Raw genomic sequence first — 26,293 nt, forward strand, 5'->3', positions numbered from 1 at the left:
GGGTGGGGGCGCGCGTGGCGACCGACATACGGGGGGCCGGCGTCAGGCCGGCGCCGCCGCTGCCCGGTGAGGAGCAGAGCTGGGGGCGGGTGACCACCCCGCGGACCCTGCTGTCCCGGGCGCTGTCCGTTCCGCTGGCGCTGGGATTCACCGTCTTCCTGCCCCTGTTCGTCGCGGTCCAGCCCGGGGACGGCCAGCACGACGCCGCCTTCTGGCTCCAGCTGGTGCTCACCATGTACGCGGGGGCCCGGCTCTCCGCGATGGTGCTGACCAGCCGGCGCAAGCTGCTCCAGGGCTCCTTCTGGCTCTTCGTCTACATGGCCATGGGCGTGGCCCCGCTCGCCCAGTCCGTCCTGGGCCGGGTCCCCACCCCCGTCGTCGGCCCGCGCTCCGACCTCACCGCCGCCATCGCCCTGGTCCTGCTGGGCTGCGCCGCCTTCGACGTGGGCGTGCTGCTCGCCCGGCACCGGCCGACCGGCCTGGCCGGGGGCTCGCGCAAGGAGGCGCGCCCGCTCATGGCGCACCGGCGGCGCCTGCAGCTGCTGACCGCCGTGGCGTTCCTGGGCAGCGGGGCCCTGATCATGAAGCTCGGCGGCCCGGCGGTGTTCTTCTCCAGCCGCCAGGAGATCATCGCGGGCATCGAGGAGGCGGGCGTCTCCCAGGACGGCCAGGCGGGCCAGGCCCTGCTGCGCGGTTTCGGCACGGTTCCCGCGCTGCTGGCCCTGCTGCTGTACACGCGCTGGCTGATCACCTCGAAGTTCGCCCGCCGCAAGGTGTCGATCCTCGTCACCTGGTCGGCGCTCATGGTCCTCAACCTGATCGTCAACAACCCGATCTCCAACCCGCGGTACTGGTTCCTGACGGTCATGTTCGCGATGCTCTTCACCGTCTTCCCGGTGAGCGCCGCGATGTACCGGGTGGCGCTGTCCATGGCCGTGGTGATCGCCCTCCTCGTCTTCCCGTTCGCGGACCGCTTCCGCTACGACGAGAAGAACTACAAGCCGGTCGAGACGACCTCGTTCCTGGAGCCGATGGCGCTCAAGGACTACGACCAGATCGGCATGTTCGCGAACACCATCACCTTCTCGGAGTCCGGTCCCGGGCACTCCTACGGGCGCCAGCTCGCGGGATCCGTCTTCTTCGCGGTGCCGCGCTCGGTGTGGCCGGGCAAGCCGCGCGACACCGGCGTGATGGTCGGGCAGTGGATGGGCACGGTCAACACCAACCTCTCCTCCCCGATCTGGGCCGAGCTCTGGCTCGACTTCGGCCCGCTGGGCATGGGGGCCGGGCTGCTGGGAATGGGGTACGCCGCCGCCCGCGTCGACCGGCGCTACGCGAAGCGCGCCCGGCGCAGTTCGCCGCCGGGCAGCCTGATCTCCACGGTGGTCCCGCTGGTCGCGGGGTACTCCTTCATCCTGCTGCGCGGGCCGCTGCTCCAGGCCTCGGGCCGGATCGCCATCGCGGCGATGTGCCTCGCGCTCGTGGCCACGTACCGGCAGGACAGGGCCACCGGCCTGCGCTGACCCGTCAGTACAGTGAGGCCATGACCGAGACCGTGGGGCGCCGTGAGCGCAAGAAGGCGCAGACCCGCAAGGCCCTGGCCGACGCCGCGCTGCGCCTGTTCCTGGAGCGGGGGTACGACAAGGTCGGCGTCCGCGACGTGGCGGAGGAGGCGGACGTCTCGGTGACCACGCTGTTCAAGCACTTCCCGAGCAAGGAGGCCTTGGTCTTCGATGAGGACGAGGACATCGAGGCGGCCCTCGTCTCGGCGGTACGGGACCGCGCGCCCGGGCAGTCCGTGCTGCACGCCCTGCGCGACCACCTCGTGGAGACCCGTGCGTCCCGGCACATCGACGACCCCGAGGTCCTCGCGCACCTCACCCTGGTCCGGGAGACGCCGGAACTGACGGAGTACTGGGACCGGATGTGGCGGCGCCACGAGTCCGCGCTCGCCGCCGCCATCGCGGAAGCGGCCGGCGCCCCCGAGGGCGATCTCCGGTCCGCCGCGCTGGCCCGCTTCGTGATGGACACCACGAGCCTGATCCGCGGTCAGGAGGACCAGCGGCAGGCCATGCGGGAGCTGTTCGCCCTGATCGAGGCGGGCTTCGGCGACACCCCGGCCTGACCGCCCCTAGGTCGCGCCTCAGGCCGCCCGCACCGGGTCCGCCGGTGTGGCGGCGACGGCGGGGCCGGGAGCCGGCAGCCGGGCCACGCGCAGCCAGCCCGCCGCGGCCTTCGCGGCGGAGCCGAGGGCCAGTCCCCAGGCGGCGCCGGCCACCCCCCAGACGGCGTAGCCGCCCAGCAGCAGCGCGACGGAGAGCAGCGAGAAGACCACCTGGAGGGAGAGGGTGGCCTTCGGGTTCAGCACCCGCAGGGTCAGCAGCGCACAGGTGCCGAGCCCCATGACGGCGTACTGGGCGCCGGTCGCGGGCAGCAGCGCGGCCGCCGCCCGCCAGGTGTCGCCGAGCAGGGCGCGGCCGGCCCGCTCCGGCAGCGCGTACAGCACGGCCCCCCACGCGGCGCCGGTGACCGCGAGCGCGCCGCCCATCAGGGCGGTCAGCCGGACCACGCCGCGCTTGCCGGAGGCCCGGCCGACGACCGGCGGGCCGAAGGAGCTCGCGGAGTTGAACAGCACGTTCAGCGGCCCGAAGAGGGTGGTGGCCCCGCGCAGCGCGCCGACGGCCAGCGGGGTCGCGAAGACGCCGAGCCCGAGGACCGCGAGCTGGCTGGAGCCGTTGCCCACGGCGAACTCCACGGCGAACCGCTGCCCCAGGTACCCGCGCCGGAGGTACGGCCGCAGGTCGGTGGCGCCGGCGCCGCGCACCGAGGGCCGCAGCAGCCAGAGGCCGAGCGCGAGCGCGGGCAGCGCGGAGAGCCCCCACACCAGGACCAGCCGGGCGGCCGGGGAGCCCGTCGGCTGGAGCAGCAGCGCACCCGCCGCGCAGGCGAGGCGCAGCGTGTCGGCGGCCAGGGCCCGCCCGGGCGCCCGCAGGGCGGAGAAGCAGGAGCGCAGCCCGTCCTGCAGCAGCACCAGGGGCAGGACGAGTCCCAGTGCGAGGAAGGCCCGGCCGGTGGCCCCGGGCAGCAGCAGCCCGACCAGGGCCAGTGCGGCGCCGGCCGCGACCGAGGCGGCCCCGGTGAAGGCGAGCCCCGAGCGGCAGGCCGTGGCCAGGCGGCCCGAGCCGGGGGCTTCCTTCTCCAGCACCAGGGCCTGGCCCACGTAGGCCGTGTTCAGGCCGAGCAGCACGCTGAAGGTCACGTAGACCATCGAGAAGTCGGCGAACCCGGCCGCCGGGGAGAGCCGGGCGGCGAGGACCAGGACCAGGATGTTCGTGGCGCTGGACGCGGCCTGGTCCAGTACCGAGGCGACCGCCGCGAGGCCGCCTCTTCCGGATCCTGCCGGGCGGCGCGGGCCCGGCAGGATCCGGAGGAGACGGCCTGGGCCGCGTCGGCTCACCGCCGGCCCGGTTGGACCGTACGCAGGGCGACCGTGTCCGTGCCGTCGCCCGGGATGTGGCGCGAGGCGTCGGCGGCGGCCACCTCGTACGGGATCGGCTGCGGCTCTCCCGGCCGGGGCGCGGGCCGGGGCCCGGGCGCGGGCCTGGGCTCCTCGGCGGCGGGGCCGCCGCCCTTGGGGGCCCGGCCGAGGCCGCGCCTCTTCTCGCCGGGCAGCGGCGCGTGCAGGACAGCGCCGAGCACCGTGCCGCCGGCCCCGCCGACCAGCTCGCGGATGCGGGAGAGGTCGGTGCGGCGCACCGCGCCGGGGTTGCAGACGACCAGGACCCCGTCGACGCGGTCGACGAGCGCGAGGGCGTCGGCGTACGAGAGCACGGGCGGGGCGAGCACCACGACGGTGGAGTTGGGGGAGTCGGCCTCGGAGATCAGCCGGGAGGCCCGCTGCGAGGTCAGCGCGCGGGCCACGTTGCGCACCCGCTCGCCCGGGATCAGGTCGAAGCTGCCCGACTCCCCGGCGTCCACGAGGAGCTGGCGGCCGTCGGGCCACTCGGTCTCCCCGGGCTGCGCGCCCGGTCCGCCCTGCGCCTTGCTCCAGCGCGGCCGCCCGGCCGCGTCGGTGGGCAGCTGGCTGGCGAGGACGGGGGTGCGCAGGTCGGCCTCGATGAGGAGCACGTCCTTGCCGGTCTCGGCGAAGGAGGCCGCCAGGTTCACCGCGACGGCCGCCGCGATCTCGCTGCTGCCGCGCGGGGCGACCACGAGGAGGCGGCGCCGGTCGGCGAAGCGGGAGTCGTAGGCGAGCCGGAAGGCCACCGAGCGGAACTCCTCGGCCAGCCGGGGGTCCTCCTCTCCGGCGGCGAGCAGCGGCCCGCCGTCGGCCTTGCCCCGCGGCAGGGAACCGAGGACCGGCGCGCGCAGGGCCCGGGCGACGTCGCCCTCGGAGCGCGGGGCCGGGTCGAAGACGAGGCGCACCCAGGCGCCGAGCAGGCCGAGGGCGAGACCGACGGCCGCGCCGAGCGCGAGCGACATGGGAAGTCCGGGGCCGTCGGCCCCGTGCGGCGGGACGGCGGAGCTGGTGACCCGGCCCGGGGTCATGTCCAGGGCCTGGAGCTTGGCGATGTTGCCGTTGAGGGTGTTGATCTTGCTCTGCTGGTCGGTCTTGGCGGAGTACGCGGCGTCCCGCGCGGGACCGGCCGGCATGCCGGTGATCTGCCTGGACAGCTCTTCGAGCTGCTTGGCGACCGGTTCGCGCTGCTCCTGGTAGCCCTTGACCATCTTGTCGCGGGTGACGTCGAGGGCCTCCTGCCGCTTGAGCAGGTAGGCCTCGGTCAGTGCGTTGGCGCGCCGGGCGGCCTCGGCGGGGGAGGCGGCGGTGTAGGTGAAGCGCAGCACCATCGTCTGCGGGGGGTTGGTCACCTGCAGGCCGGCGCGCAGGGCCGCGAAGTCGGTGGCCGAGACCCCGAGCTTCTTCGCGGCCTCGTTGGCTATGGAGCTGGAGAGCGCGACCTGCCGCTCCGAGCCGATGTTGATCGCCTTGTCGGGGGCGAGGCTCGGGTTGAAGGGGTCGTCGGTGGGGGCGCGCAGCACGATGTCGGCGGTGGCCACGTAGGTGTCCGCCGTGGAGACGCCGAGGTAGACCCCGCCGAGCAGGCCGATGCCCACGCCCGCGCCGATGAGCCGGCGGTAGCGCAGGAGCTGGCGGAACTGGTCCCGGAGCAGGTCCGGTTCGTCCTCGCCCGGAGCCGCTGCCGGCCGGTTGGTCTCGATCACGGCCGGGGACCCCCAAGTGCTTCGTCCATCAGTGCGTCGATGCGGGCGAGGCCCGCCTCACGGCTCAGGTGCGCCGCCACGTGGCGCGGCCCGGCCGCGCCCAGCGCGTCCGCGCCCGCGGGGTCCTCGGCCAGTGCCCGTACGGCCTTCAGCAGGGCCTCCGGGTTCTCCGGCGGTACGAGCACCCCGGCGCCCGAGCGTTCCACTTCCTGGGCGGTTCCGCCCCGTGCCGCGACGGAGGCGACGACGGGACGGCCGGCCTGGAAGTACGAGGTCAGCTTGGACGGCACGCTCATGTCCATCACGGCGGCGTGCTGCGTGACCGCGAGCACGTCCGCCGCGGCGAGGATATCGGGGAACTCGCCGTCGGCGGCAGGGGGGATGATGTCGAGGTTGGGGACGTCGGCCGCCATGTCGGCGAGGGCGGAGCGCTGGCTGCCGTCACCCATCAGTACGAAACGGACGCTCGGGTCCAGCCGGGCGGCGCCGACGAGGACCTCCAGCCCCTGCTTGAGCCCCATGTTCCCGGAGTGCAGGACGACGGTCTGGCCGGGGGCCCAGCCGAGGTGGTGGCGGGTCCGGCCGCGAGGGGAGGTGGGCTGTGCCACGTGGGACCAGTTCGGGACGAGCCGGATCCGCCGGGGGTCCACGCCCATGCCGGTGACCCGGTCGACGAAGGTCTCGTGGATCACGCCGACGAGGGTGGCCCGCTTCAGGGCGTGGGCCTCGGCCCGCCCGGCGAACGCGGCCGCCTTGTCCCCACCGCTGATTCCGCTCTGCGCGGCGGCGGCGCCCATGAGGTCCTGGACGACCGGGACGAAGGGGACCTTCCAGCGCGCCGCGAGGCGCGCGGCCAGCAGGCCGCCGGCCAGGCTCGGCATCTGGGCGAGGACCGCGTCGGGCTTCGGCATCCGGGGCGGGGCCACGGAGCCGTGCAGCAGGATCGATCCTTCGAACAGGGCCCGGCGGACGGCGGTCTGGCGCGGGGGGACGGTGTGCGCGCGCCGGTGCACGGTGACGCCCGCGCGCTGTTCCGTGCGCCGGAGCGCCCCCTTGTACTCCGGCTCGACGGACCAGGCCGGGTAGTGGGGCATGCCCGCCAGGACGTGGGTCTCGTGGCCGAGGTCGGCCCAGTGCTCCGCGATCTGGGTGGCGTACGGGCCGATGCCCGTGTGCTCCGGGGCGTAATTTGTGGAAACCAACAGTAGGCGCCGGTGGCCGGATCTCGACACTGGACGTCCCCCTCTCCCCAGAATGATGCGCACGTCACCCTATTCGTTCACCGACAACAGGGGGAACGTGCGCGCTATTGTCTGCTAATCCGCCACACCCGTGTGTGCGGATTCTGGGGGATGACACGTGACGGAGCCGGATATGTCGGAATTTGCCGAGCATGGCGGGAGACCACGCCGAATCGGCTATGCACCAGGTGCCTACGATCTATTCCATATCGGACACCTCAACATCCTTCGGCATGCCCGGAGTCAGTGCGACTACCTGGTGGCCGGAGTGGTGTCCGACGAAATGGCGGAGCTCGCCAAGGGGCGCCGCCCGGTGATCCCCCTCGTCGAACGACTGGAGATCGTCCGCAGCGTCCAGTACGTGGATGAGGCTTTTGTGGAGACCGTTCCGGACAAGGTCGAAACGTGGAAACAAGTCCGTTTCGACGTCATATTCAAGGGCGACGACTGGCGCGGCACTCCCAAGGGCGAGCAGCTGGAGCGGGACTTCGCCGTGCACGGGGTCGAAGTCGTCTATTTCCCGTACACGGTCCACACCTCCAGCACCCAGCTGCGCCGGGCCCTGGACGTGCTGTCGGAGCCGACCGCCACCGAACAGCGGGGCTGACCGGCCCCTCGGGGAACAGCCCTGCGGCGGGCTCCGGTTCAGGTTCCGGTTCCGACTCCGCTCCCGGTCACCTCGGTACGGCGCTGAGCTCCCGGAACCACTTCGCGAGGAACGCCACCAGGAACAGCGCGGCCATCACACCCGCCCCGGCGTACGCCCAGCGGAACACCCCGCTGCCGCCGAGGAGCAGGAACACCAGGCAGAACACCCCGTAGTCCACGGGCAGCAGCACCACCGCGCGCAGGGTCGACGGTGCGGCGGCCGCACTCCCCGGCGCCGGCTTCGGCTTGAGCTTCTCCGTCAGCAGCCCCCCGAAGAAGGTCACGACCGCGGCGAGCTGGAAGCCCAGGGGCACCAGCAGCCAGCCGGCCGACGCGGCCCCGTCCGCCCCGCCGCCGCCGGTCCCGTACTCCCCGGGGAAGCGGTAGAAGGCGATCAGCACGCAGGTGTGCAGAGCGGTGAGCTTCGCGCAGTCCACGACGTGGTCCAGCCACTCGCCCGCCGCGCTGCCGCCCCCGCGGAGCCGGGCCAGCTGCCCGTCGGCGGAGTCGAAGGCGAAGCCGACGGCGAGCAGGGCCCAGACCGTGACGCCCAGCCCCCACGAGGGCGGGACCAGGGCGACGGTGGCCGCGCCCGCGAAGCTCAGGGCGGCGCTGATCAGCGTCACCTGGTTCGGGGTGAGCCCGAGCGCGTACGACCCGGCGGCCAGGTACCGCCCGACGGGCCGGTTGATGAACCGGGAGTAGAGCGACACCCCCTTCGCCGACTTCTGCGCCCCGCGCAGCTCCCGCAGCGCGGTCCCGACAGTCGCCATGGGCACAACCCCTCGAGCATCCGTGTGTGCGTGTGTGTGTTCGTGCGTACGAAGGCCACATCATCGCAGGGTGTTCGCGGGCTCCCGCCCCGGGTCGGCCACCACCTTCAGCAGCAGGACGGCACGGGCCGGGACGGTCACGATCCCGCCGCCGCGGTGCACGGTGCCGGGCTCCGCCGCCTGGTCCTCGCGGGAGGTGTCGAGCACCAGCTCGTACGCCCGCCCCCAAGGCGGCCCCGGCAGGGTCCAGGCCACCGGGCGGTCCCCGGCGTGCAGCAGCGCGAGGAAGCTGTCGTCCGTGACCTGCCGGCCGCGCTCGTCCCGGCCCGGGATGTCCCGCCCCGACAGGTACAGCCCCACCGAGCCGGCCGGGGCGTACCAGTCCCGCTCGGTCATCTCGCTGCCCGCCGGGGTGAACCAGGCCAGGTCCCGCAGCCCGTCCGCCCCCTGCGGGCGCCCCGAGAAGAACGCGCGGCGCCGCAGCACCGGATGGGCCCTGCGCAGCGCCAGCAGCCGCCGGGTCAGCGCCAGCAGCCCCTGCCAGGACGGGTCCTCCAGCAGCGACCAGTCCACCCAGCTCGTCCCGTTGTCCTGGCAGTACGCATTGTTGTTGCCGTCCTGCGTCCGGCCGAACTCGTCCCCGGCCACCAGCATCGGCACCCCGGTCGACAGCAGCAGCGTGGTCAGCAGGTTCCGCAGCTGCCGCCGGCGCAGCGCCGCGATCCGCGGATCCGTGCCCTCCGCGGGCTCGCCCTCCACCCCGCAGTTCCAGGACCGGTTGTCATTGGTCCCGTCCCGGCCCTCCTCGCCGTTCGCCTCGTTGTGCTTGGACTCGTACGAGACCAGGTCGCGCAGGGTGAAGCCGTCGTGCGCGGTGATGAAGTTGACCGAGGCGTACGGCCGCCGCCCGCCCCACGCGTACAGGTCGCTCGACCCCGACAGTCGGTACCCGAGGTCCCGTACGTCGGGCAGCGCGCCCCGCCAGAAGTCCCGCACGGCGTCCCGGTAGCGGTCGTTCCACTCCGTCCACAGCGGCGGGAACGCCCCCACCTGGTACCCGCCCGAGCCCACGTCCCACGGCTCGGCGATCAGCTTCACCCGCCGCAGCACCGGGTCCTGGGCGATCACCGCGAGGAACGGCGAGAGCATGTCCACGTCGTGCATCGAGCGGGCCAGCGCCGCCGCCAGGTCGAAGCGGAAACCGTCCACCCCCATCTCGGTCACCCAGTACCGCAGCGAGTCGGTGATCAGGCGCAGCACGTGCGGCCGCCCGGCGTGCAGGGTGTTCCCGCAGCCGGTGTAGTCCGCGTACCGGCGCTGGTCCGACTGGAGCCGGTAGTACGCCCGGTTGTCGATCCCGCGCAGCGACAGCGTCGGGCCCAGCTCCCCGGCCTCCGCCGTGTGGTTGTAGACCACGTCGAGGATCACCTCGATCCCGGCGGCGTGCAGCGCCTTGACCATCCGCTTGAACTCGCCGACCTGCTGCCCGGCCGTCCCGCTGGAGGAGTACGCCGCGTGCGGGGCGAAGTAGCCGATGGAGTTGTAGCCCCAGTAGTTGCGCAGGCCCCGGCGCAGCAGGTGGTCCTCGTGCGCGAACTGGTGCACCGGCAGCAGCTCCACCGCCGTCACCCCGAGCCCGGTCAGGTGCTCGATCGCCGCCGGGTGCGCGAGCCCCGCGTACGTACCGCGCAGGTGCGCGGGGATGCCCGGGTGGCGCATCGTGAAGCCGCGCACGTGCAGTTCGTAGATGACCGAATCGGCCCACGGGGTCTTCGGCCGGACGTCGTCCGCCCAGTCGTCGTCATCGTGGACCACGACCCCCTTCGGGACGTGCGGGGCCGAGTCGCGGTCGTCGCGCACGGTGTCCGCGATGTACTGCTGCGGCCAGTCGCGAACGTGCCCGTACACCTCCGGCGGCAGCAGGAAGTCCCCGTCGACGGCCCGCGCGTACGGGTCCAGGAGCAGCTTCGCCGGATTGTGGCGGGCCCCCGTCCACGGGTCCCAGCGCCCGTGCACCCGGAACCCGTACCGCTGCCCGGGCCGCACGCCCGGCAGGAAGCCGTGCCAGATCTCGTGCGTCAGCTCCGTCAGCGCGCAGCGGCTCTCGGAGCCGTCCTCCGCGAAGAGGCAGACCTCCACCGCCTCCGCGCCCTGGGCCCACAGCGCGAAGTTGGTCCCGGCCGTCCCGCCCGGCCCCTGGTGGAAGCGGGCCCCCAGCGGATGCGAGGAGCCGGGCCACACCGGTGGCCCTGGCACCCCCCGGCTCACCACGGCATGCCCTCTGACCTGTGGCTCCATCAACACCTGGGCGTGACCGGTCGGATGCCCGTTCCCGTTCCCGTTGCCGGTCCCCGTCCCGTTGCCGGCCCCGGATCCGGTCCCGACCCCGGCCCCGGATCCGGTCCCGACCCCGGCCAGGGGCTCCGCCTCTTGCTCGGCTGCGCTCGACACTGCCCGCCTCCACGGCTCTCGGTACCTGCGGGGGTGGGGGAAGTGCGGCCCCGGCGTCCCTGCCGCGGCCCGCCCCCGTCCGGTCCTTCCCACTGTTCTGCCCGGACTGTCCTGCCTGGAACGTGGGCCGTGCCCACGTTTCCCCCGGAGGGGCCCGGTCGTTGGAGGAACGTGACTTTTCTGACGAGGCGGGCAGGGGCGGGCTTGGCCGCCGTGGCGGCATGGGCGGGCCTCCTCGGCGGCCTGGCCGGATGCACCGGGGACGGCGGCTCCCCGATCGAGATCCAGCTGCCCGGCAAACCCCGGTCACCGGACGAGGCGATCAGGATCACCCCCGGGGACAACGCCAAGGGGGTGCCCGCCGAGGGTCCGCTGAGGGTCACCGTGCCGGAGGGCCGGCTGGAGCGGGTCGTGGTCACCAAGGTGGAGGACGCCCAGGAGGAGAAGGTGCCCGGCACCATCGCCGTCGACGGGCTCAGCTGGAGCCCCGACCCGCAGGCGGGGCGGCTCGCGCTCGCGGCCAAGTACACCGTGGACGCGGTCGCGCTCGACGGGCACAACCGCCGCCAGGCCCGGCACACCACCTTCACCACCTACGTTCCCGAGGAGCGGTTCATCGGCTACTTCAAGCCGGAGAACCGCTCGACCGTCGGCACCGGCATGATCATCTCCTTCGGGTTCAGCCGCTCCATCGAACGCCGCGCCGACGTGGAGCGGGCCATCACGATCACCTCCGACCCGGCGGTGGAAGTGGTGGGCCACTGGTTCGGCGACGAGCGCCTGGACTTCCGGCCCAAGTCGTACTGGAAGCCCGGCACCGAGGTCACGGTCAGGCTGAACCTGCGGGACGTCGAGGGCGCCCCCGGCTCCTACGGCATCCAGGACAAGACCCTGCGCTTCACCGTCGGCCGCTCCCAGATCTCCACCGTGGACGCGGCCGCGCACACCATGGAGGTCCGGCGCGACGGCGAGCTGCTGTCCACCGTGCCGATCACCGCCGGGGCGCCGAAGAACATGACCTACAACGGCAAGATGGTGGTGATGGAGCTCTTCGACGTCACCCGGATGAACGGGCAGACCGTCGGCTTCGGCGGCGAGTACGACATCCCCGACGTCCCGCACGCCATGCGCCTCACCCGCTCCGGGACCTTCCTGCACGGCAACTACTGGGCCAGCCCCGACACCTTCGGCTCCACCAACGTCAGCCACGGCTGCATCGGACTGCGCGACAACAAGGGCGGCGGCTCGGACACCCCCGCCGGCTGGTTCTTCGACCGGACCCTGATCGGCGACGTCGTGGAGGTGGTCAACTCGCAGGACAAGACGGTCGCTCCGGACAACGGGCTGGGCGGCTGGAACATGTCCTGGCCCGCCTGGGTCGCGGGCTCCGCGATCGGCTGACCACCCCGGGCCGACCACCCGGGCTGCCCCCCGCCGGCTGCCGTTCCCCGTGCCCGACACCCCAGTCGGGTGATTGTCGTACCGGAATGCCGTAGCGGGGGAGTGTCGGTCCGCCCGGCTCGCCGGAGCCCGCCGCCAGCCTGTACGGGGCCTGCACGCACGCGGCGTCGGGCAACGGACGGAGCGTCATGTCAGCAAGGAAATGGACCCTCGGGCCCCTGGGGCTCGCCCTCGGGGCGGTACTGGCCGCAGGCGCCCCGGCGGCACTGGCGGCGCCGGCCGCGCCGGGCCCCGGCGGACAGCAGCCGGCCCCCGCCCGGCAGACCGCCGCGGCCCTGCGCGCCCCGCTGCCGGGCGGGCTCGGCCCCTGCCTGGGGTCCCGCTGCCCCAACCCGTTCCCGCCGATCGAGGTCGGTACCGACCCCAACGGCTACGACGAGGGCATCAACGTCTTCGTCGGCGCCGACTTCCTCGTCCGCGAGCGCGCCGCCGAGGCCGAGGGCAAGGTCGTCGTCCTCGGCAGCTTCGACCAGAACAAGAACCTGGCGCTGGCCGGCGGCGGCTACAACATCGGCATCGTCGGCGCGGGCTCGCTCGTAAGGCCCCCGGCCGGATCCGACTTCCTCACCACCGGCGGCAACGTCAACATCGCCGCCCAGCAGCGGCTGATCTCCGACGGCGGCGTCGTCCGCCACGCGGGCACGGCCCCCGGGGCCGGCACCGTCACCGGCCCGCTGGAGGCCGACGCGGCCGCGACCGCCCCGTACGCCGACCTGCGCGACCAGCTCACCACGGCCAGCCGCTGCTACGCCCGGACCGACGGCAGCCCGCGCCCGGCCACGGGCCGCGCCGTCAACCAGGACGGCACCATCGTCTTCACCGGGGACAACACCTCCCCGCTCCAGGTCTTCAACGTCAACTTCGACCTGGCGGGCCCGACCGGTGGCGCCGTCGGCATCCGCTTCGACCGGATCCCGGCCGGCGCCACCGTCCTGGTCAACGTCACGGGCGCCGCCCGCACCATCAACACCTACAGCGGCAGCATCGTCGACACCGGGGCGGGCTCCGACCCCTGGAACGGGCTGCGCACCCGGCTGCTGTGGAATTTCCCCGACGCCACCACCGTCCAGCTGGCCGGCAGCGGGCAGTTCCAGGGCAGCGTGCTCGTCGGCGAGCAGACCTCGCGCACCACCGTCACCCTGCCCGGCACCAACGGCCGCTTCTTCACCACCGGCGAGCTCGTCCACACCAGCACCGGGGGCGGCGGCCAGGAGATCCACGCGTACCCCTTCGACGGAGACCTGCCCGACTGCGGGAACACGGTCCCGGTCACGGGCGCCGTCTCCGTCACCAAGCAGGACGGCGCGGGCGCCGCGCTGGCCGGAGCCGTCTACGAACTGTGGCAGGAGACCAACGGCGTCACCGGACCCCAGTTCACGAGCACCGGCGGGGACACCAAGGTCGCCGACTGCGTCACCCCGGCGAGCGGCATCTGCTCCCGCACCGTCCCGCTGGGCACGTACTACTGGCGCGAGACGCAGGCACCCCCCGGCTACGAGATCGCGCCGGACCCCGTCGTCGAACTGACCCTGACCGAGGAGAACGCCGCCGCCGGCGTCGGCGGCAGCATGAGCAACGCCAGGATCCCGGGCAGCGCCGACGTGGAGCTGCGCAAGTCCGACGCCGAGGGCGGAGCACTGCTGCCCGGAGCCGTCTTCGAGCTGTGGCGCGAGGCCAACGACGTTCCGGGCCTGCAGACCGGCCCGACCGGCGCCGACGAGCAGCTCCCCGGCACCTGCACCACCGACGCGCAGGGAAGCTGCACGGTCCAGCTCCCGGTCGGTGAGCGGTACTACTGGCGGGAGACCGACGCGCCGGCCGGTTACGACCTGCCCGCGGACCCGGTCACGCCGTTCGACCTCACCGAGGGCCACGTGACGACGGGCCTCTTGATCGAGGTCACGGACGAGCGGACCGTGGAGCCCGAGTACGAGGGCTCGATCAAGGTCCTGAAGAAGGACGCGAAGACGAAGAACCCGCTGCGCGGGGCGGTCTTCGAGGTGTGGGAGGAGACCAACGGCACCAGCGGCCTCCAGACGCGCGGCATCAACCCCGACCGCAGGGCGGCGGACGGCTGCGCGACCGACCGGGCCGGGGTGTGCACCTTCCCGGGCCTGGAGGAGGGCTCGTACTACGTGGTCGAAACGGCCGTCCCGGAGGGCTACGTCCTGCCGGCCGACCGGGTCACGGGTCCGCTCCAGCTGAACGAGGCGACCCCGGACCACCGCCTGGTCGTCACCCTGGAGAACAAGCGCGACCCCCACGGCAAGGGCGGCCACGGCGGCAAGGGCAAGGACGGCAAGGGCAAGGACGGCAAGGGCAAGGGAAAGGGCGGTAAGGGCCAGGGCGGCAAGGGCGGCAAGGGCGGCAAGGGCGGCAAGGGCAAGGCCCCGAAGTCGCCGGCGCCCGGCCGGGCCGGCTAGCCCGCCCGGGTGGGCCGGTGCCCCGGCCGGCCCACCCCGCGCGCCGGGGCCGCGCCCATCCGGTTGGCTCGGAGCCGACGGTCCGGCCGGCGGGCGCGAGGAGATCCGTATGAGCCCAGGCGACGCGGCAGGCGCGAGGGGCACGCGGGGCGCGATCGGCAGACTGGCCGGCGCGGCCGCCGTCCTCGCGGCGGCCGCCCTCGCCCCGCCGTCGCAGGCAGCCGCGGCGGCTCCGTCCCCGACTCCGTCCATGGCCCCGGCCCGGGAGGCGTGCGCCGCCGGGACCGGGCCCTACCAGCGCGAGCTGGAGGAGCACCTGGGCCGGACGGCCGACGGGAGACAGGACGCCGGGGACTGCGAGGCGATCCGCACCTTCCAGCGGGACAACGGCATCCGCCCCGCCGACGGCCACGCCGGGCTGGTCACCTTCCGGACCATGGTCGCGGTCGCCGCCCGTGCGAACCCCAACGCCGCCGGCGGCTGCCCGGTCCGCCCGCACCGGGTGACCTGCGTGGACCTGGAGCGCCAGATCCTGTGGGTGCAGCGCGGCCGCACCGTGGTCTTCCCGCCCGTGCCCGTCCGCACCGGCCGGGACGACGAGGAGACCCGCCCCGGATGGCACGAGGTCTACTGGCGCAGCGAGGACCACCGCTCCACGCTCTACGACGACTCCCCGATGCCCTACGCCCAGTTCTTCGACGGGGGCCAGGCCCTCCACGGCCGCCCCGGCGACCTGTACGCGCACGGCGGCTCGGCCGGCTGCGTCAACCTCTCCGTCCCCGACGCGCGCCGGCTCTGGGACCTGCTCACCGAGGGCGACGCCGTCCACGTCTGGGGCACCAAGCCCGGCACGGAGGACTGACTCCCGGGCCCCGCACCACTCTTGGGACGGAACGGTGACACGACCGTACCGTCTCGTGATCCCCCATGTGATTTCCTGACGACAAGCGCGCGACTGCCCGCGCGCGGGGGACATGGGGAGAACAAGAGTGAACCTGCAGCCGATACGCGGCCGCGCCCGCACCGGCCTGCCGGCCCTCCTGCTGGGCGCGGCCCTGCTGTTCACCAGCGCGTGCAGCGGTGGCGGCAACGGGGGCGGCGCCGGCGGGAGCGGTGGCGGAGACGGGGGTTCCGGGACGACCGGTACCGAGGCGTCGAAGGCCGTCGTGAGCGTCAAGCCGGACGACGGGGCCAAGGAGGTCGCGACCAGCGGCATCCTCAAGATAACCAGCACCGGCGGCAAGCTCACCACGGTGACGGTCGCCGACACCAAGGGCAACGCGGTGGAGGGCAAGCTCGCCGCCGACGGCGCGAGCTGGGAGCCCGTCCGCCACCTCGCCGCCGCCACCGAGTACAAGGTGCACGCGGTCGCCAAGGACGACGCCGGCCGCGAGTCCGCGAAGGACACCACCTTCACCACCCTCACGCCCGCGAACACCTTCATCGGCCAGTACACCCCCGAGGACGGATCGACGGTCGGCGTGGGGATGCCGGTCTCGATCAACTTCTCCCGCGGCATCACCAATCCCGAGGCCGTCGAGAAGGCCATCACGGTGACGGCCGAGCCGGCCGTCCCGATCGAGGGCCACTGGTTCGGCAACGACCGCCTGGACTTCCGCCCCGAGAAGTACTGGGCCGCGGGCACCACGGTCACCCTGAAGCTGGCGCTCGACGGGGTCGAAGGCCGCCCGGGGGTCTACGGCAAGCAGACCCGTACGGTCAGCTTCAAGATCGGCCGCTCCCAGGTCACCACGGTCGACGCGAGCAGCAAGCAGATGCAGGTGGTCCGCGACGGCCAGGTGCTCAAGAACGTCCCGATCACCGCGGGCGCTCCCTCGACGACCACGTACAACGGGCAGATGGTCATCAGCGAGAAGTACAAGGTGACCCGGATGAACGGCGCCACCGTCGGCTTCGGCGGGGAGTACGACATCTCCGACGTCCCGCACGCGATGCGGCTGACCACCTCCGGCACCTTCGTCCACGGCAACTACTGGGCCTCCTCCAGCACGTTCGGATCCGAGAACGTCAGCCACGGCTGCGTGGGCCTGAAGGACGTCCGCGGCGCCGGCGACAACAGCCAGCCCGCCGCCTGGTTCTTCAACGAGTCGATCATCGGCGACGTGGTCGTCGTGAAGAACTCCAAGGACAAGACCGTCGCCCCCGACAACGGCCTCAACGGCTGGAACATGGACTGGGCGGAGTGGACCAAGTAGTCGACTGATCCCTCCCACGCGACGCCCGGACGACCCGGTGCTGTGACCCACAGCACCGGGTCGTCCTGCGTTAACCGGCGCTAACCTTCCCGTATGACCATCTCTCTCGAAGTCTCCGAAGGCGTCGGCGTCATCCGGCTGGACCGGCCGCCCATGAACGCCCTGGACATCGCCACCCAGGACCGGCTGCGCGAGCTCGCGGTCGAGGCGACCGACCGGGCGGACGTCCGTACGGTCGTCATCTACGGCGGCGAGAAGGTGTTCGCGGCCGGCGCGGACATCAAGGAGATGCAGACGATGGACCACGCGGCCATGGTCGCCCGGTCCCGCGGACTGCAGGACGCCTTCACCGCCGTGGCCCGGATCCCCAAGCCCGTGGTCGCGGCCGTCACCGGCTACGCCCTGGGCGGCGGTTGCGAGCTGGCCCTGTGCGCGGACTACCGCATCGCCGCCGACAACGCGAAGCTCGGCCAGCCCGAGATCCTGCTCGGCCTGATCCCCGGCGCGGGCGGCACCCAGCGGCTGTCCCGGCTGATCGGCCCCTCCAAGGCCAAGGACCTCATCTTCACCGGCCGCATGGTCAAGGCCGACGAGGCGCTGACCCTCGGCCTCGTGGACCGCGTCGTACCGGCCGCCGAGGTGTACGAGCAGGCGTACGCGTGGGCCGCGAAGCTGGCTCAGGGCCCGGCCCTCGCGCTGCGCGCCGCCAAGGAGTGCGTGGACGCGGGGCTGGAGGCCGACATCGACACCGGGCTGACCATCGAACGGGGCTGGTTCGCGGGCCTGTTCGCCACCGAGGACCGCGAGCGCGGCATGCGCAGCTTCGTCGAGGAGGGGCCGGGCAAGGCCAAGTTCCTCTAGCCGGTGGGCCGATGGGCTGGTGGGCCGGCCGGTCTGCCGGTCCTCCCTGCGGGTGGATTAGCCAGGCCTTAAGGCAACCTTAAGGCGAATCGTTGATCCACTCAGGGTGATCGGCGCTTCGCGGTGCGTCACCGCAGGTCAAAGGTGCGCGAGGGGCTCCGGGTTGCCAGTCGCATATGCCAGGGTGACCCCCCGGGATCGGTGATCCCGGGGGGTCTTTTCCTGCGGAACGGCCCGAACGGCCTTACCGGGCCTCCATGATGGGTGCATGGCGGGTCTGGAGGGTGTGGAACAGCCGCGGCAGCGCAGTAGCGCTTCCGCCGTACGGCTCACGGCGGCCCTGGAGGACGAACTGGGCCTGAAAGCGCTGGAGTTGTACGGGAATCCGGCCGAGGCGGAAGTGACGCTGCCGTCGATGCCCGAATCGGCGAGCACGGCCCGCCGGCTCACGCAGTGCGTGGTCGTGCGCCTGTGGGGACTCTCGCCCCAGATCGCTGAGCACACCGTCCTGCTGGTCTCGGAGCTCGTGGGCAACGCCGTCCGGCACACGGGCGCCCGCTCCTTCGGCTTACGGATGCTCCGGCGGCGCGGCTGGATCCGCGTGGAGGTCCGCGACCCCTCGCGCGGGCTGCCCTGTCTGATGCCGGTGCACGAGATGGACACCACGGGCCGGGGGCTGTTCCTCGTCGACAAGCTCTCGGACCGCTGGGGGGCGGACCTGCTGCCGCGCGGGAAGATCACCTGGTTCGAGATGCGGGTGGCCGACCGCTGAGCCCCGCTCGGCATCCCCCCCGGAACGCCAGAAACCCCCTGTCGCCGTTGTGGGGCGCTGCGGGGGTTTCATGGGTGTGCCGAGGATCGAAGGGGGTGTGATCCTCGGCGGGAGACTTCGCTCGGGTCAACGGGAAGCCGTGCTTCCGACTATGGCAGACGAGGGACCAAATGCCAAAAGTCCCAAGTTGGACATAAGTGTGCATATCCTAAGACTTTCTACCTAAATCTTAGGTGAGGTCGGCCACTGGCCTCGTAATTAGCGCATAAATATCGGCTGCTCTGAGTGAATCGTTGATCACATAGCGGACGGTCGCCGTGTGGTACCGGTTCGGCCGAAGGTCCCGAATGGGGTCACTCCCTACCTTCACGGGCATCCACCCCTTAAATGGGCGGGTGCTCTGCTACCCGGACCGCCGATCCGCTCTCCGTACCGGCGCGGCGGTCGCCGCCGGCGCCCTCGCCGCCGCCTGTACCCCCGCGGGGCCCGCGGCCCCGGTGAAGGCCGCCCCGGACAAACCGGCCGCCCCGGCCAAGGCGGCTCCGGCGAAGGCGGCCCCCGCCCCGCGCCGGTTCGCCGGTCAGCCCGTGGAGATCGGGCACGGGCCCCGCGGCCGGCCCGGCGTCGCGCTCACCTTCCACGGCAACGGCGACCCCGCCATCGCCAAGGCGGTGCTCGCCGAGGCGGAGCGGGCGGGCGCGCGGGTCACCGTCCTGGCCATCGGCGCCTGGCTCGACGCCCACCCGGAGATGGCCCGCCGGATCCTGGACGGCGGCCACGAACTCGGCAACCACACCCAACGCCACCTCGCGATCAACACCATGCCCGAGGAGCAGGCGTACGCCGAGATCACCGGCTGCGCCGACCGGCTCAAACGGCTGACCGGATCCATCGGCACCTGGTTCCGCCCGTCGCAGACCCAGTACGCCACCCCGCTGGTGCAAAAACTGGCCCAGCGGGCGGGCTACCCGCACGTCCTCTCGTACGACGTGGACTCCCTCGACTTCACCTCGCCCGGTGCCGCGGCCGTCATCCGCACCGTCACCGGCACGATCCAAGGCGGATCGGTGGTGAGCCTGCACTTCGGCTACGCGGACACGGTCGACGCGATGCCGCCCCTCCTCGAAGAACTCGCACGCCGCAAACTGCGCGCGGTGACCACCACGGAGCTGCTGAGGCCATGACGACCACCCGCCTTTCCCGGAAGGCCACCGCGTTGCTGGCCGGTCTGGCCCTCGCCGCCCTCGCCGGCTGCGGAGCGGCCGACAAGGGACCCGCCGAGGCCCTCGGCACGAAGGGGCCCGCCGCACCCGCCAAGGCCGTGCCGGCCGTACCGGCCGCGCCGCCGGGCCTGGCCGGGATGCCGCCGCTCCTCGACCCCAACGACGTCTACGCGGCCGACCGGCCGAACAAACTCTCCCCGGTGGTCAAGGACTTCCCGTCCCGCGTCTACGTGCCGAACACCAACTCCAACACGGTGTCCGTCATCGACCCGGTCACGTACAAGGTCATCGACACCATCCCCGTCGGCATCCAGCCCCAGCACGTGGTCCCCTCCTGGGACATGAAGACCCTCTGGGTCAACAACAACCGGGGCCACACGCTCACCCCGATCAACCCGGCCACCGGCGAGGCGGGCAAGCCCGTCGAGGTGCACGACCCGTACAACCTGTACTTCACGCCCAACGGCAAGTACGCGGTGGTCATGGCCTCGATGGACAAGGAACTGGTCTTCCGCCACCCGCACACCATGGACCGTGTGAAAACCGTCCCGGTGACCTGTTTCGGCGTCAATCACGCGGACTTCTCCGCGGACGGCCGCTACTTCATCGTGAGCTGCGAGTTCTCCGGCGAACTGCTCAAGGTCGACACCGAGAAGATGGAGGTCATCGGCCAGCAGAAGCTGCCGTTCGAGGGCGCGATGCCGCAGGACGTCAAGGTCTCCCCGGACGGGAAGACCTTCTACGTCGCGGACATGATGGCGCACGGCGTGTGGGTGCTCAGCGGCGACAAGTTCGAGACCCCCAAGCTGCTGCCCACAGGAAAGGGCTGCCACGGCCTCTACATCAGCCGCGACTCCAAGGAGATGTACATCCCCAACCGGGGCGAGGGCACCATCTCGGTGTTCAACTTCCCGCAGAACAAGCTCACCAAGAAGTGGGAGCTGCCCGACGGCGGAAGCCCCGACATGGGCGGGGTCTCCGCCGACGGCAAGGTGCTGTGGCTCTCGGGCCGCTACAACTCCGAGGTCTACGCGATCGACACGGTCACCGGCAAGCAGCTCGCCCGGATCCCGGTGGGCGGCGGACCGCACGGCCTCGCCGTCTACCCGCAGCCCGGCCGCTACTCGCTCGGCCACACCGGCATCTTCCGGTAGAGGGGCGCATGCGGGTGTGCCCCGGGGGCTCGCACAGCTCCCGGGGCACGCTCATGCGCTCACCGTCACCAGGCGACGGGGAGCCGCTCCGGGAGGCGCTTGATGAAGCCGGTCCGCCACACGAGGTTCTCCGCGGGTACGGCGAGACGCAGCTCGGGCAGCCGCTCGACCAGCACCTCCAGGGCGATCTCGGCGTGCGCCCGGCCCAGCGCGGAGGCCGGGCAGAAGTGCCGGCCGGCGCCGAAGGCCAGGTTGGCGTTGGATCCCTCGCGCTCCAGGTCCAGCTCGTCCGGGTTCTCGAAGGCCTCCGGGTCGAAGTTGGCCCCCTCCAGCAGGACGAGGACCAGCTCGCCCTCCTTCACCAGCACGTCCCCGACCTGGATGTCCGCCATCGCGATGCGCGGCAGGCCGTCGCCGACGGACAGGTTCCAGCGCAGCAGCTCGTCGACCGCCTTGCCCATGCGCTCCGGGTGCTTGCGCAGGTACCCGATGAGCTCGGGCTTCTGCAGCAGCGCCAGGACCGCCAGGGTCAGGAAGGCGGAGGTGGAGACGGCGCCGGCCCCGAAGAGGGAGACGGCTACGGTGGCGAACATGTCGTCGGTCAGGTGCGCCGACTCCGGGTCCGCCTCCTTCAGCTCGGCGAACTTGCCGAGGAGCCCCGTACGCTCCTCGGCCGGCAGCGCCAGCTGCGCCCGCAGCTGCTCCTCGAAGTAGCCGACGTCCTTGTACCAGTTGAGCGCGGAGTCGGCGAACGGCTCGCGCGCGGTCATGAAGGCGACGTCCAGCCCCGACATCAGCCGCCGCCAGTCCTCGAACGGCACGCCCAGCACCTGGCAGTGCATGGCCGCCGAGAAGGGGTCGGCGAACCCGGCCCGCAGGTCGGCGGGCCCCCCTTCGGCGACGAGCCCGTCGATGAGCTCGCCGGCCTTGGCGCGCAGCCAGTCCTGCAGGCCCTTCTGGCGCGGGTTGAGCGCCTTCATGACCGCGTTGCGCAGTCCGGCGCTGTTGATGTTGCCCATGTTGTTGACGACCTCGGGCGGGATCGTCAGCGCGTACTGGCGCGGGACGCCGGCGTTCGCCGTGTCCTTGAGGCTGAAGCGCTCGTCCTCCAGCACCTGCTTGGCCAGCGCATAGCTGCTCACCAGCCAGGCCGGGTCCCCGGTGAGGGTACGGACCTTCGCGACGGGCGCCTTCTCGCGCAGCCAGGTGCACTCCTCGGGGAGCACGTCACCGCGCCGCGAGAGCGGGAAGTCGATGAGGGGCTCGGCGGTCCGTCCGGTGGTCACTCCGGTGCCCTCAAGCTGCTCGACGCTCATCGACGGTCCCTTCGGTTGGTGCGGTGTGCGTGTGCGTGTGCGTGCCCGCGTGGTTCGCGTGGTTCACGTGGTGCGGGTCGGGCTGGGCCGTTTCGGCCGCCTCGGGCCGCACCACGGCGTATGCCTGGTTCCTCGTCGCGCGCAGTCCCCCACCGCGCGCGAAGAGGACGTCGGTCATCGGCATCTTGACGTGGTAGGCCGCCACGGAGGACGGCACGTCGAGAATGCTCGGGGTGTCGATGAAGAACGGCAGCTCGGCCGCCATGTAATCGAAACACACCTGCAACTGCGCGTCGGTGATGGATTCACCTTCCGGCAACTTGGAGCCGACAAAGTGCAGGGCCATTTCCTCGCAGCCCTTGCGGAATTCGTCATCGGTCTCCAGGAAATGGAGGACGCGCCGGTGCAGAAGTTGGTAGACGGGGTTCGACTGGAACTCCGAAAGTGCCCTCACTCGGATCTCGGCATGCGGAGGCCCTGATTCCTCCACGCCTTTGAGAATCCTTCGCCGGACTGCCTTGATTTCCTTCGTCGCACGCTTCTCCGCGTGTTCCCGGGTGTAGCCGAAGGCGGCGAACATCCTGTCCACGTGGAGGTCTGCGTAGACGAAGTCGACCTGTGCGAAGCGGGTCGTGGCCCATCGGGCGAGGCTGGATATGCGCTCGGAGCTGAAGTAGCTGTTGCCAGGACTCACTCCGATGAGCACATGGTCGCCGTCTTCCCAGATGTGGTGGCAAGTGCGGGTGAAGGGCAGAACTTCGAATGATGCGTCAGCTGTGATCGTCACCTGTGTGATCGCCCTTGTTGCCGCTTGTCCCTGGGAGCCCTGCGCTCCCGGTGTGGCGGCAATGTCGCTACGTTATGCGGTGGTGCCGGAGCGTGACAAGTGGGGGCTTGAATTGTTGGCTGGAATTATCGCTTCCGCACTACGGAAGAGTAATTGAATTTCTATCTGCCGCTCGAACGGGACCCGGGGCGTGGGGGTGCCGCGGCTGCCGCTACCCTGGGCCGGTCAACAAGCACCAAGAAGGGGTGGACCCAGTGGCGGACATCGAGAGCGCACGGACGACGTTCGGCAAGTTCGACGTGAACGGTGACGGCTTCGTCACGGCCGACGAGTTCCGTTCGGCGATGGCGGAGATGGGCGACCCGTTCGTCACCGGCCCGGTCGCGGAGGCCGTGATCGCCGCCAAGGACTCGAACGACGACGGCCTGCTGAGCTTCGACGAGTTCTGGGACTCCCTGAACAAGTAAGCCCCCGCGCGACCCCCCGGCCCCTGCCGGGCCGGGGGTGCGCGTCAGGCCTGCCGCGGCCCGGCGGCCATGCCCTCCACCTCGGCGAGGGCCTCCTCCAGCCAGCGCAGCCAGAACGTCTCCAGCCCGGTTCCCGCGTGCAGCACGACGCGCCGCAGCCGGTCCTCGTCGGAGTCCCGCCCGGCCGGGAAGTCCTTCGCCTCGATGGCCTCGTACACGGCCAACTGGGCCCGGTGCAGCTCAAGATGGCGCCGCAGCTCCGCGGCCAGCCCCTCCGGCCCCACCACCGCGGCCGCCCGGATCCGCAGCAGCAGCGGATCCCGCACCGGCTTGGGATCCTGCCGCTCCCCGACCCACCGCGCCAGCTCCCCGCTCCCGGCGGGCAGCACCTCGTACTCCTTCTTCTGCCCCCGCACGGGCCCCTCGCTGGGCAGCGCCCGGATCAGCCCGGCATCCTCCAGCCGGCCGAGCTCCCGGTAGATCTGCTGATGCGTCGCGGACCAGAAGTACCCGATCGACTTGTCGAACCGCCGCGTCAGCTCCAGCCCCGACGAGGGCTTCTCGAGCAGAGCGGTGAGGATGGCATGCGGCAGCGACATGCGGCCATCCTAGATTTGCGGCAGACCGGGCACGATCTACTGCCAGGTGGCCAGTGCCTCCGGATTGCGGGGGCCGGGGGCGTCCGCCGCCAGGAGGCCGTGGGCCCGTAGCAGTGCGGTCACCGCGGGGGACCAGGCCGGGCGGAGGCCTGCCGAGGTCAGGAGGTCCGGGTCCGAGAGGAGGGGTTCGGCCGGGCCGAAGCGGATGCCCGCCGGGGTCAGGACCGCGGCGTCGTCCGCCCAGCGGACCGCCAGGTCCACGTCGTGGGTGGCCATGACCACCGTCGTGCCGGAGGCGCGCAGGCCCGCGAGGACGTCCAGGAGCCGTTCCTGGCCGTCCGGGTCCAGGCCGGCCGTCGGCTCGTCCAGGATCAGCACCCGCGGAGCCATCGCCACCGCCCCTGCGATCGCCGCGCGCTTGCGCTGGCCGTAGGAGAGCAGATGGGTCGGGCGGTCCCGGAGCGCGGTGATGTCCAGGGCCGCCAGGGCCGCGTCCACGCGGGCGCGGACCTCCGGGGCGGGGAGGCCCAGGTTCATCGGGCCGAAGGAGACGTCCTGTTCGACGGAGGCCGCGAACAGCTGGTCGTCCGGGTCCTGCACCACCAGCTGGACGGACGTGCGCAGCCGGGTCAGCCCGGCCCGGTCGTACGAGACCTCCGTGCCGTCCAGCCGCAGCGAGCCCGCGCCGGGCCGCAGGCCGCCGCTGAGCAGCCGCATCAGCGTGGTCTTGCCGCTGCCGTTGCGGCCCAGCAGGGCCAGCGCCCGGCCCGGCGCGATGGCGAAGTCGACGCCGGTCAGGACGGCCGGGCCGTCCTCGTAGGCGTAGCCCGCGCCGGACAGTTCCACCACCGGGTTCGGCGTCGGGTTCACAGGACGAGCCCCTTCAGGGTGAGGGTCAGGGTGATCAGGGACGCCAGCAGGGCCGCGGTGGCCGTCAGGAAGCGCCACGACAGGGTCGCCTCCGGTACGAGGACCCGCAGCGCGCCGTCGTAGCCGCGGCCGGCCAGGCCCGCCTGGAGCTTGGCCGCGCGGTCGAAGGCCCGTACGAAGGAGGTGGCGGCGAGCCCGGCCAGGGATCGCCACACCGCCGCCCGGCCCGTGTGCCCGAGCCGGGCCGCCTGGGCCCGGCGGACCTGGGTCAGGGAGTCGAGGAGCAGGAAGCCGATCCGGTACATGACCAGGGCCACGTCCACCACCGGGGCCGGCACCCCGGCCCGGACCAGCCGGGGCAGGACGTCGGAGACCGGGGTGGTGAAGGCGAACAGCAGCAGCCCGAGCGAGGCCGCGGAGGTGCGCAGCAGCAGTTCGGCGGCGGTCCGGGGGCCTTCGGGGGCCAGGGAGACCGGCCCCGCCGGGCCGCCGACCGCGAAGAGCAGCGGCAGCGCCCCGGTGAAGCAGAAGCCGAGCGGGATCCGGAAGGCCCGCCAGAGCTGTCGGCCGGCCACCCCGGCCGGGCCGAGCAGCACGGCGAGGGTGGCGGCGGCCACCAGGGGCCCGCCCGGCCAGGGCGGCAGGCACACGGCGGTGACCGTCAGCCCGATCCCGAGCAGGGCCTTCTCCAGCGGGTGGCGGCCGCGCCAGCGACTGCTGTGCGCGGCCACGTCGATCGGCAGCACCGCCTAGGCCTCCGGGGCGGTGGCGGCAGCGGCGGCGGCCGCTCCTTGGCGGCGGCCCTTGCGGACGCCGAAGTAGTACGCGAGCACGCCCGCTCCCAGGGCCGCCTGCAGGGCGAACAGCGCGGACTCGATCTCGCCGGAGGGGGGTTCGTACAGGGGGGAGAACCAGGGTTCGTAGTCCGGCTTCAGCTCGGTGATCGCCGCCTCCGCCTGCGCGTCGGCGCCGGCGAAGGGCTCCTCCTTGCCCTCGCCCAGCCCCAGGGCGAGCGGCAGGACGGCGAGCGCCGCGACCAGGAGCAGCAGCAGGGCGTTGATCTTGGTGTTCTTCGACATACCAGACATTCCGCTCATCAGGCCGCCGCCTTCTCTCCGGTACGGGGGGCCGTCAGCTTCGCGACGCCCAGCCGGATCAGGTCCGACTTGCTCGACGCCATCAGCAGCCGCATCACCAGGACGGTCAGCAGTCCCTCGCTCACGGCCAGCGGGATCTGGGTGACCGCGAAGATCCCCCCGAACTTCGCGAGCGCGCCCATGAATCCGGAGGCCGGGTCGGGGAAGGCCATGGCGAGCTGCAGGCTGGTGACGCAGTAGGTGACCAGGTCGGCGAAGAAGGCGCCGAAGAACACGGTGACCATCAGCGGGAGTCCGGACTTCCGCAGCAGGCGGTAGACGGCGTAGCCCGCCCACGGGCCGGCGATGGCCATGGAGAAGACGTTGGCGCCGAGGGTGGTGAGCCCGCCGTGCGCCAGCAGCAGGGCCTGGAACAGGAGGGTGATCGTGCCCAGCACCGCCATGATCGGTGGCCGGAACAGGATCGCCCCGAGCCCCGTCCCCGTGGGGTGCGAGCAACTGCCCGTCACGGAGGGGATCTTCAGGGCGGACAGGACGAAAGTGAACGCTCCGGACGCACCGAGCAGCAGGGTGCTCTCCGGGTTGGCCTTCACCTCGCGGGTGAGCGAGCGGACGCCGTGGACGACGAAGGGGGCGGACACGGCGCCCCAGGCGACCGCGTGCAAAGGGGGCAGGAACCCCTCGGCTATATGCATGAGTAGGGAGACCTCT

Annotated in this window: 24 protein-coding genes; 12 read left to right on the forward strand and 12 right to left on the reverse strand. The window is 72.3% G+C overall.

Going from position 1 to position 26,293, the window contains the following annotated elements:
• Nucleotides 1-14: 14 nt before the first annotated feature.
• Together NLX94_RS19995 and NLX94_RS20000 are read left to right on the forward strand one after the other, a co-directional pair.
• The gene (locus tag NLX94_RS19995) at nt 15-1,523 is read left to right on the forward strand and encodes a hypothetical protein (RefSeq protein ID WP_374683986.1); all 1,509 of its coding nucleotides are present in this window, start codon (nt 15-17) and stop codon (nt 1,521-1,523) included.
• 20 nt (nt 1,524-1,543) lie between these two features.
• The gene (locus NLX94_RS20000) at nt 1,544-2,125 is read left to right on the forward strand and encodes a TetR/AcrR family transcriptional regulator (protein ID WP_254384311.1); all 582 of its coding nucleotides are present in this window, start codon (nt 1,544-1,546) and stop codon (nt 2,123-2,125) included.
• A gap of 18 nt (nt 2,126-2,143) precedes the next feature.
• Here the strand turns inward: NLX94_RS20000 and NLX94_RS20005 are convergent, their stop codons facing one another.
• The 3 genes from NLX94_RS20005 to NLX94_RS20015 are packed head-to-tail and all read right to left on the reverse strand — an operon-like array spanning nt 2,144 to nt 6,425.
• Entirely contained in the window at nt 2,144-3,457 is a 1,314-nt protein-coding gene (locus NLX94_RS20005; protein WP_374683987.1) for a hypothetical protein, read from the reverse strand.
• Nucleotides 3,454-5,223 carry a lipopolysaccharide biosynthesis protein gene (locus tag NLX94_RS20010; protein WP_254384312.1) on the reverse strand — a complete coding sequence of 590 codons (1,770 nt, stop codon included), beginning with the start codon at nt 5,221-5,223 and terminating at the stop codon, nt 3,454-3,456. The genes NLX94_RS20005 and NLX94_RS20010 overlap by 4 nt, the downstream gene beginning before the upstream one ends.
• Entirely contained in the window at nt 5,220-6,425 is a 1,206-nt protein-coding gene (locus NLX94_RS20015; protein ID WP_254384313.1) for a glycosyltransferase, read from the reverse strand. The genes NLX94_RS20010 and NLX94_RS20015 overlap by 4 nt, the downstream gene beginning before the upstream one ends.
• Before the next feature lie 172 nt (nt 6,426-6,597).
• Between NLX94_RS20015 and NLX94_RS20020 the strand changes: the two genes are divergently transcribed.
• Nucleotides 6,598-7,071 carry an adenylyltransferase/cytidyltransferase family protein gene (locus tag NLX94_RS20020; RefSeq protein ID WP_254384390.1) on the forward strand — a complete coding sequence of 158 codons (474 nt, stop codon included), beginning with the start codon at nt 6,598-6,600 and terminating at the stop codon, nt 7,069-7,071.
• A gap of 67 nt (nt 7,072-7,138) precedes the next feature.
• Here NLX94_RS20020 and NLX94_RS20025 read toward each other — a convergent pair whose 3' ends face one another.
• Both NLX94_RS20025 and glgX read right to left on the reverse strand, forming a co-directional pair.
• Nucleotides 7,139-7,885 carry a CDP-alcohol phosphatidyltransferase family protein gene (locus tag NLX94_RS20025; protein ID WP_254384314.1) on the reverse strand — a complete coding sequence of 249 codons (747 nt, stop codon included), beginning with the start codon at nt 7,883-7,885 and terminating at the stop codon, nt 7,139-7,141.
• 60 nt (nt 7,886-7,945) lie between these two features.
• Entirely contained in the window at nt 7,946-10,336 is a 2,391-nt protein-coding gene (gene glgX / locus NLX94_RS20030) for a glycogen debranching protein GlgX (RefSeq protein ID WP_374683988.1), read from the reverse strand.
• A 204-nt stretch (nt 10,337-10,540) separates the two neighbouring features.
• Between glgX and NLX94_RS20035 the strand changes: the two genes are divergently transcribed.
• From NLX94_RS20035 to NLX94_RS20070, 8 genes are all read left to right on the forward strand, one after another.
• On the forward strand, nt 10,541-11,737 hold the full coding sequence (locus tag NLX94_RS20035) for an Ig-like domain-containing protein (protein WP_254384315.1): 1,197 nt from the start codon (nt 10,541-10,543) through the stop codon (nt 11,735-11,737).
• 188 nt (nt 11,738-11,925) lie between these two features.
• A complete protein-coding gene (locus NLX94_RS20040; RefSeq protein WP_254384316.1) occupies nt 11,926-14,220 on the forward strand; it encodes a choice-of-anchor A family protein in 2,295 nt (764 codons plus the stop codon).
• 109 nt (nt 14,221-14,329) lie between these two features.
• Complete coding sequence (locus NLX94_RS20045) at nt 14,330-15,082, forward strand: L,D-transpeptidase family protein (protein WP_374683989.1); 753 nt, start codon at nt 14,330-14,332, stop codon at nt 15,080-15,082.
• Nucleotides 15,083-15,194: 112 nt separating this feature from the next.
• A complete protein-coding gene (locus NLX94_RS20050) occupies nt 15,195-16,436 on the forward strand; it encodes an Ig-like domain-containing protein (protein ID WP_374683990.1) in 1,242 nt (413 codons plus the stop codon).
• A 93-nt stretch (nt 16,437-16,529) separates the two neighbouring features.
• Entirely contained in the window at nt 16,530-17,297 is a 768-nt protein-coding gene (locus NLX94_RS20055; protein WP_254384317.1) for an enoyl-CoA hydratase/isomerase family protein, read from the forward strand.
• A 268-nt stretch (nt 17,298-17,565) separates the two neighbouring features.
• Nucleotides 17,566-18,069: an anti-sigma regulatory factor gene (locus NLX94_RS20060; protein WP_254384318.1), complete on the forward strand. Its 504-nt coding sequence runs from the start codon at nt 17,566-17,568 to the stop codon at nt 18,067-18,069.
• Between the two features lie 347 nt (nt 18,070-18,416).
• Nucleotides 18,417-19,253, forward strand: coding sequence for a polysaccharide deacetylase family protein (locus NLX94_RS20065; protein WP_254384319.1), 837 nt, complete (start codon nt 18,417-18,419; stop codon nt 19,251-19,253).
• Nucleotides 19,250-20,446: a YncE family protein gene (locus NLX94_RS20070; protein ID WP_254384320.1), complete on the forward strand. Its 1,197-nt coding sequence runs from the start codon at nt 19,250-19,252 to the stop codon at nt 20,444-20,446. Before NLX94_RS20065 ends, NLX94_RS20070 begins: the two co-directional genes overlap by 4 nt.
• A gap of 65 nt (nt 20,447-20,511) precedes the next feature.
• Here the strand turns inward: NLX94_RS20070 and NLX94_RS20075 are convergent, their stop codons facing one another.
• Both NLX94_RS20075 and NLX94_RS20080 read right to left on the reverse strand, forming a co-directional pair.
• A complete protein-coding gene (locus tag NLX94_RS20075; RefSeq protein ID WP_254384321.1) occupies nt 20,512-21,762 on the reverse strand; it encodes a cytochrome P450 in 1,251 nt (416 codons plus the stop codon).
• On the reverse strand, nt 21,743-22,549 hold the full coding sequence (locus tag NLX94_RS20080; protein WP_254384322.1) for a tRNA-dependent cyclodipeptide synthase: 807 nt from the start codon (nt 22,547-22,549) through the stop codon (nt 21,743-21,745). The genes NLX94_RS20075 and NLX94_RS20080 overlap by 20 nt, the downstream gene beginning before the upstream one ends.
• Nucleotides 22,550-22,803: 254 nt before the next feature.
• On the opposite strand from NLX94_RS20080, the gene NLX94_RS20085 reads away from it, so the two are divergent.
• A complete protein-coding gene (locus tag NLX94_RS20085) occupies nt 22,804-23,016 on the forward strand; it encodes an EF-hand domain-containing protein (protein WP_254384323.1) in 213 nt (70 codons plus the stop codon).
• 44 nt (nt 23,017-23,060) lie between these two features.
• Here NLX94_RS20085 and NLX94_RS20090 read toward each other — a convergent pair whose 3' ends face one another.
• The 5 genes from NLX94_RS20090 to NLX94_RS20110 are packed head-to-tail and all read right to left on the reverse strand — an operon-like array spanning nt 23,061 to nt 26,277.
• Nucleotides 23,061-23,615 carry a PadR family transcriptional regulator gene (locus NLX94_RS20090; RefSeq protein WP_254384324.1) on the reverse strand — a complete coding sequence of 185 codons (555 nt, stop codon included), beginning with the start codon at nt 23,613-23,615 and terminating at the stop codon, nt 23,061-23,063.
• 36 nt (nt 23,616-23,651) lie between these two features.
• Nucleotides 23,652-24,485, reverse strand: coding sequence for an energy-coupling factor ABC transporter ATP-binding protein (locus NLX94_RS20095; protein ID WP_254384325.1), 834 nt, complete (start codon nt 24,483-24,485; stop codon nt 23,652-23,654).
• A complete protein-coding gene (gene cbiQ / locus NLX94_RS20100; protein WP_254384326.1) occupies nt 24,482-25,231 on the reverse strand; it encodes a cobalt ECF transporter T component CbiQ in 750 nt (249 codons plus the stop codon). Before cbiQ ends, NLX94_RS20095 begins: the two co-directional genes overlap by 4 nt.
• A 3-nt stretch (nt 25,232-25,234) precedes the next feature.
• Nucleotides 25,235-25,564 carry an energy-coupling factor ABC transporter substrate-binding protein gene (locus tag NLX94_RS20105; protein WP_254384394.1) on the reverse strand — a complete coding sequence of 110 codons (330 nt, stop codon included), beginning with the start codon at nt 25,562-25,564 and terminating at the stop codon, nt 25,235-25,237.
• Nucleotides 25,565-25,581: 17 nt separating this feature from the next.
• Nucleotides 25,582-26,277, reverse strand: a complete 696-nt coding sequence (locus NLX94_RS20110; protein ID WP_254384327.1) for an energy-coupling factor ABC transporter permease — start codon at nt 26,275-26,277, stop codon at nt 25,582-25,584.
• Nucleotides 26,278-26,293 lie beyond the last annotated feature (16 nt).

This window comes from Streptomyces sp. TBY4 (assembly GCF_024213195.1).
Lineage (GTDB): Bacteria > Actinomycetota > Actinomycetes > Streptomycetales > Streptomycetaceae > Streptomyces.

Coding starts and splice junctions, on each gene's coding strand:
- NLX94_RS20065 (WP_254384319.1), top strand. CDS start 18,417: ATGGGGTCACTCCCTACCTTCACGGGCATCCACCCCTTAAATGGGCGG.
- NLX94_RS20020 (WP_254384390.1), top strand. CDS start 6,598: ATGTCGGAATTTGCCGAGCATGGCGGGAGACCACGCCGAATCGGCTAT.
- NLX94_RS20105 (WP_254384394.1), bottom strand. CDS start 25,564: ATGTCGAAGAACACCAAGATCAACGCCCTGCTGCTGCTCCTGGTCGCG.
- NLX94_RS20045 (WP_374683989.1), top strand. CDS start 14,330: ATGAGCCCAGGCGACGCGGCAGGCGCGAGGGGCACGCGGGGCGCGATC.
- NLX94_RS20000 (WP_254384311.1), top strand. CDS start 1,544: ATGACCGAGACCGTGGGGCGCCGTGAGCGCAAGAAGGCGCAGACCCGC.
- NLX94_RS20025 (WP_254384314.1), bottom strand. CDS start 7,885: ATGGCGACTGTCGGGACCGCGCTGCGGGAGCTGCGCGGGGCGCAGAAG.
- NLX94_RS20050 (WP_374683990.1), top strand. CDS start 15,195: ATGGGGAGAACAAGAGTGAACCTGCAGCCGATACGCGGCCGCGCCCGC.
- NLX94_RS20060 (WP_254384318.1), top strand. CDS start 17,566: ATGGCGGGTCTGGAGGGTGTGGAACAGCCGCGGCAGCGCAGTAGCGCT.
- NLX94_RS20090 (WP_254384324.1), bottom strand. CDS start 23,615: ATGTCGCTGCCGCATGCCATCCTCACCGCTCTGCTCGAGAAGCCCTCG.
- NLX94_RS20055 (WP_254384317.1), top strand. CDS start 16,530: ATGACCATCTCTCTCGAAGTCTCCGAAGGCGTCGGCGTCATCCGGCTG.
- NLX94_RS20110 (WP_254384327.1), bottom strand. CDS start 26,277: ATGCATATAGCCGAGGGGTTCCTGCCCCCTTTGCACGCGGTCGCCTGG.
- NLX94_RS20075 (WP_254384321.1), bottom strand. CDS start 21,762: ATGAGCGTCGAGCAGCTTGAGGGCACCGGAGTGACCACCGGACGGACC.
- NLX94_RS20040 (WP_254384316.1), top strand. CDS start 11,926: ATGTCAGCAAGGAAATGGACCCTCGGGCCCCTGGGGCTCGCCCTCGGG.
- NLX94_RS20070 (WP_254384320.1), top strand. CDS start 19,250: ATGACGACCACCCGCCTTTCCCGGAAGGCCACCGCGTTGCTGGCCGGT.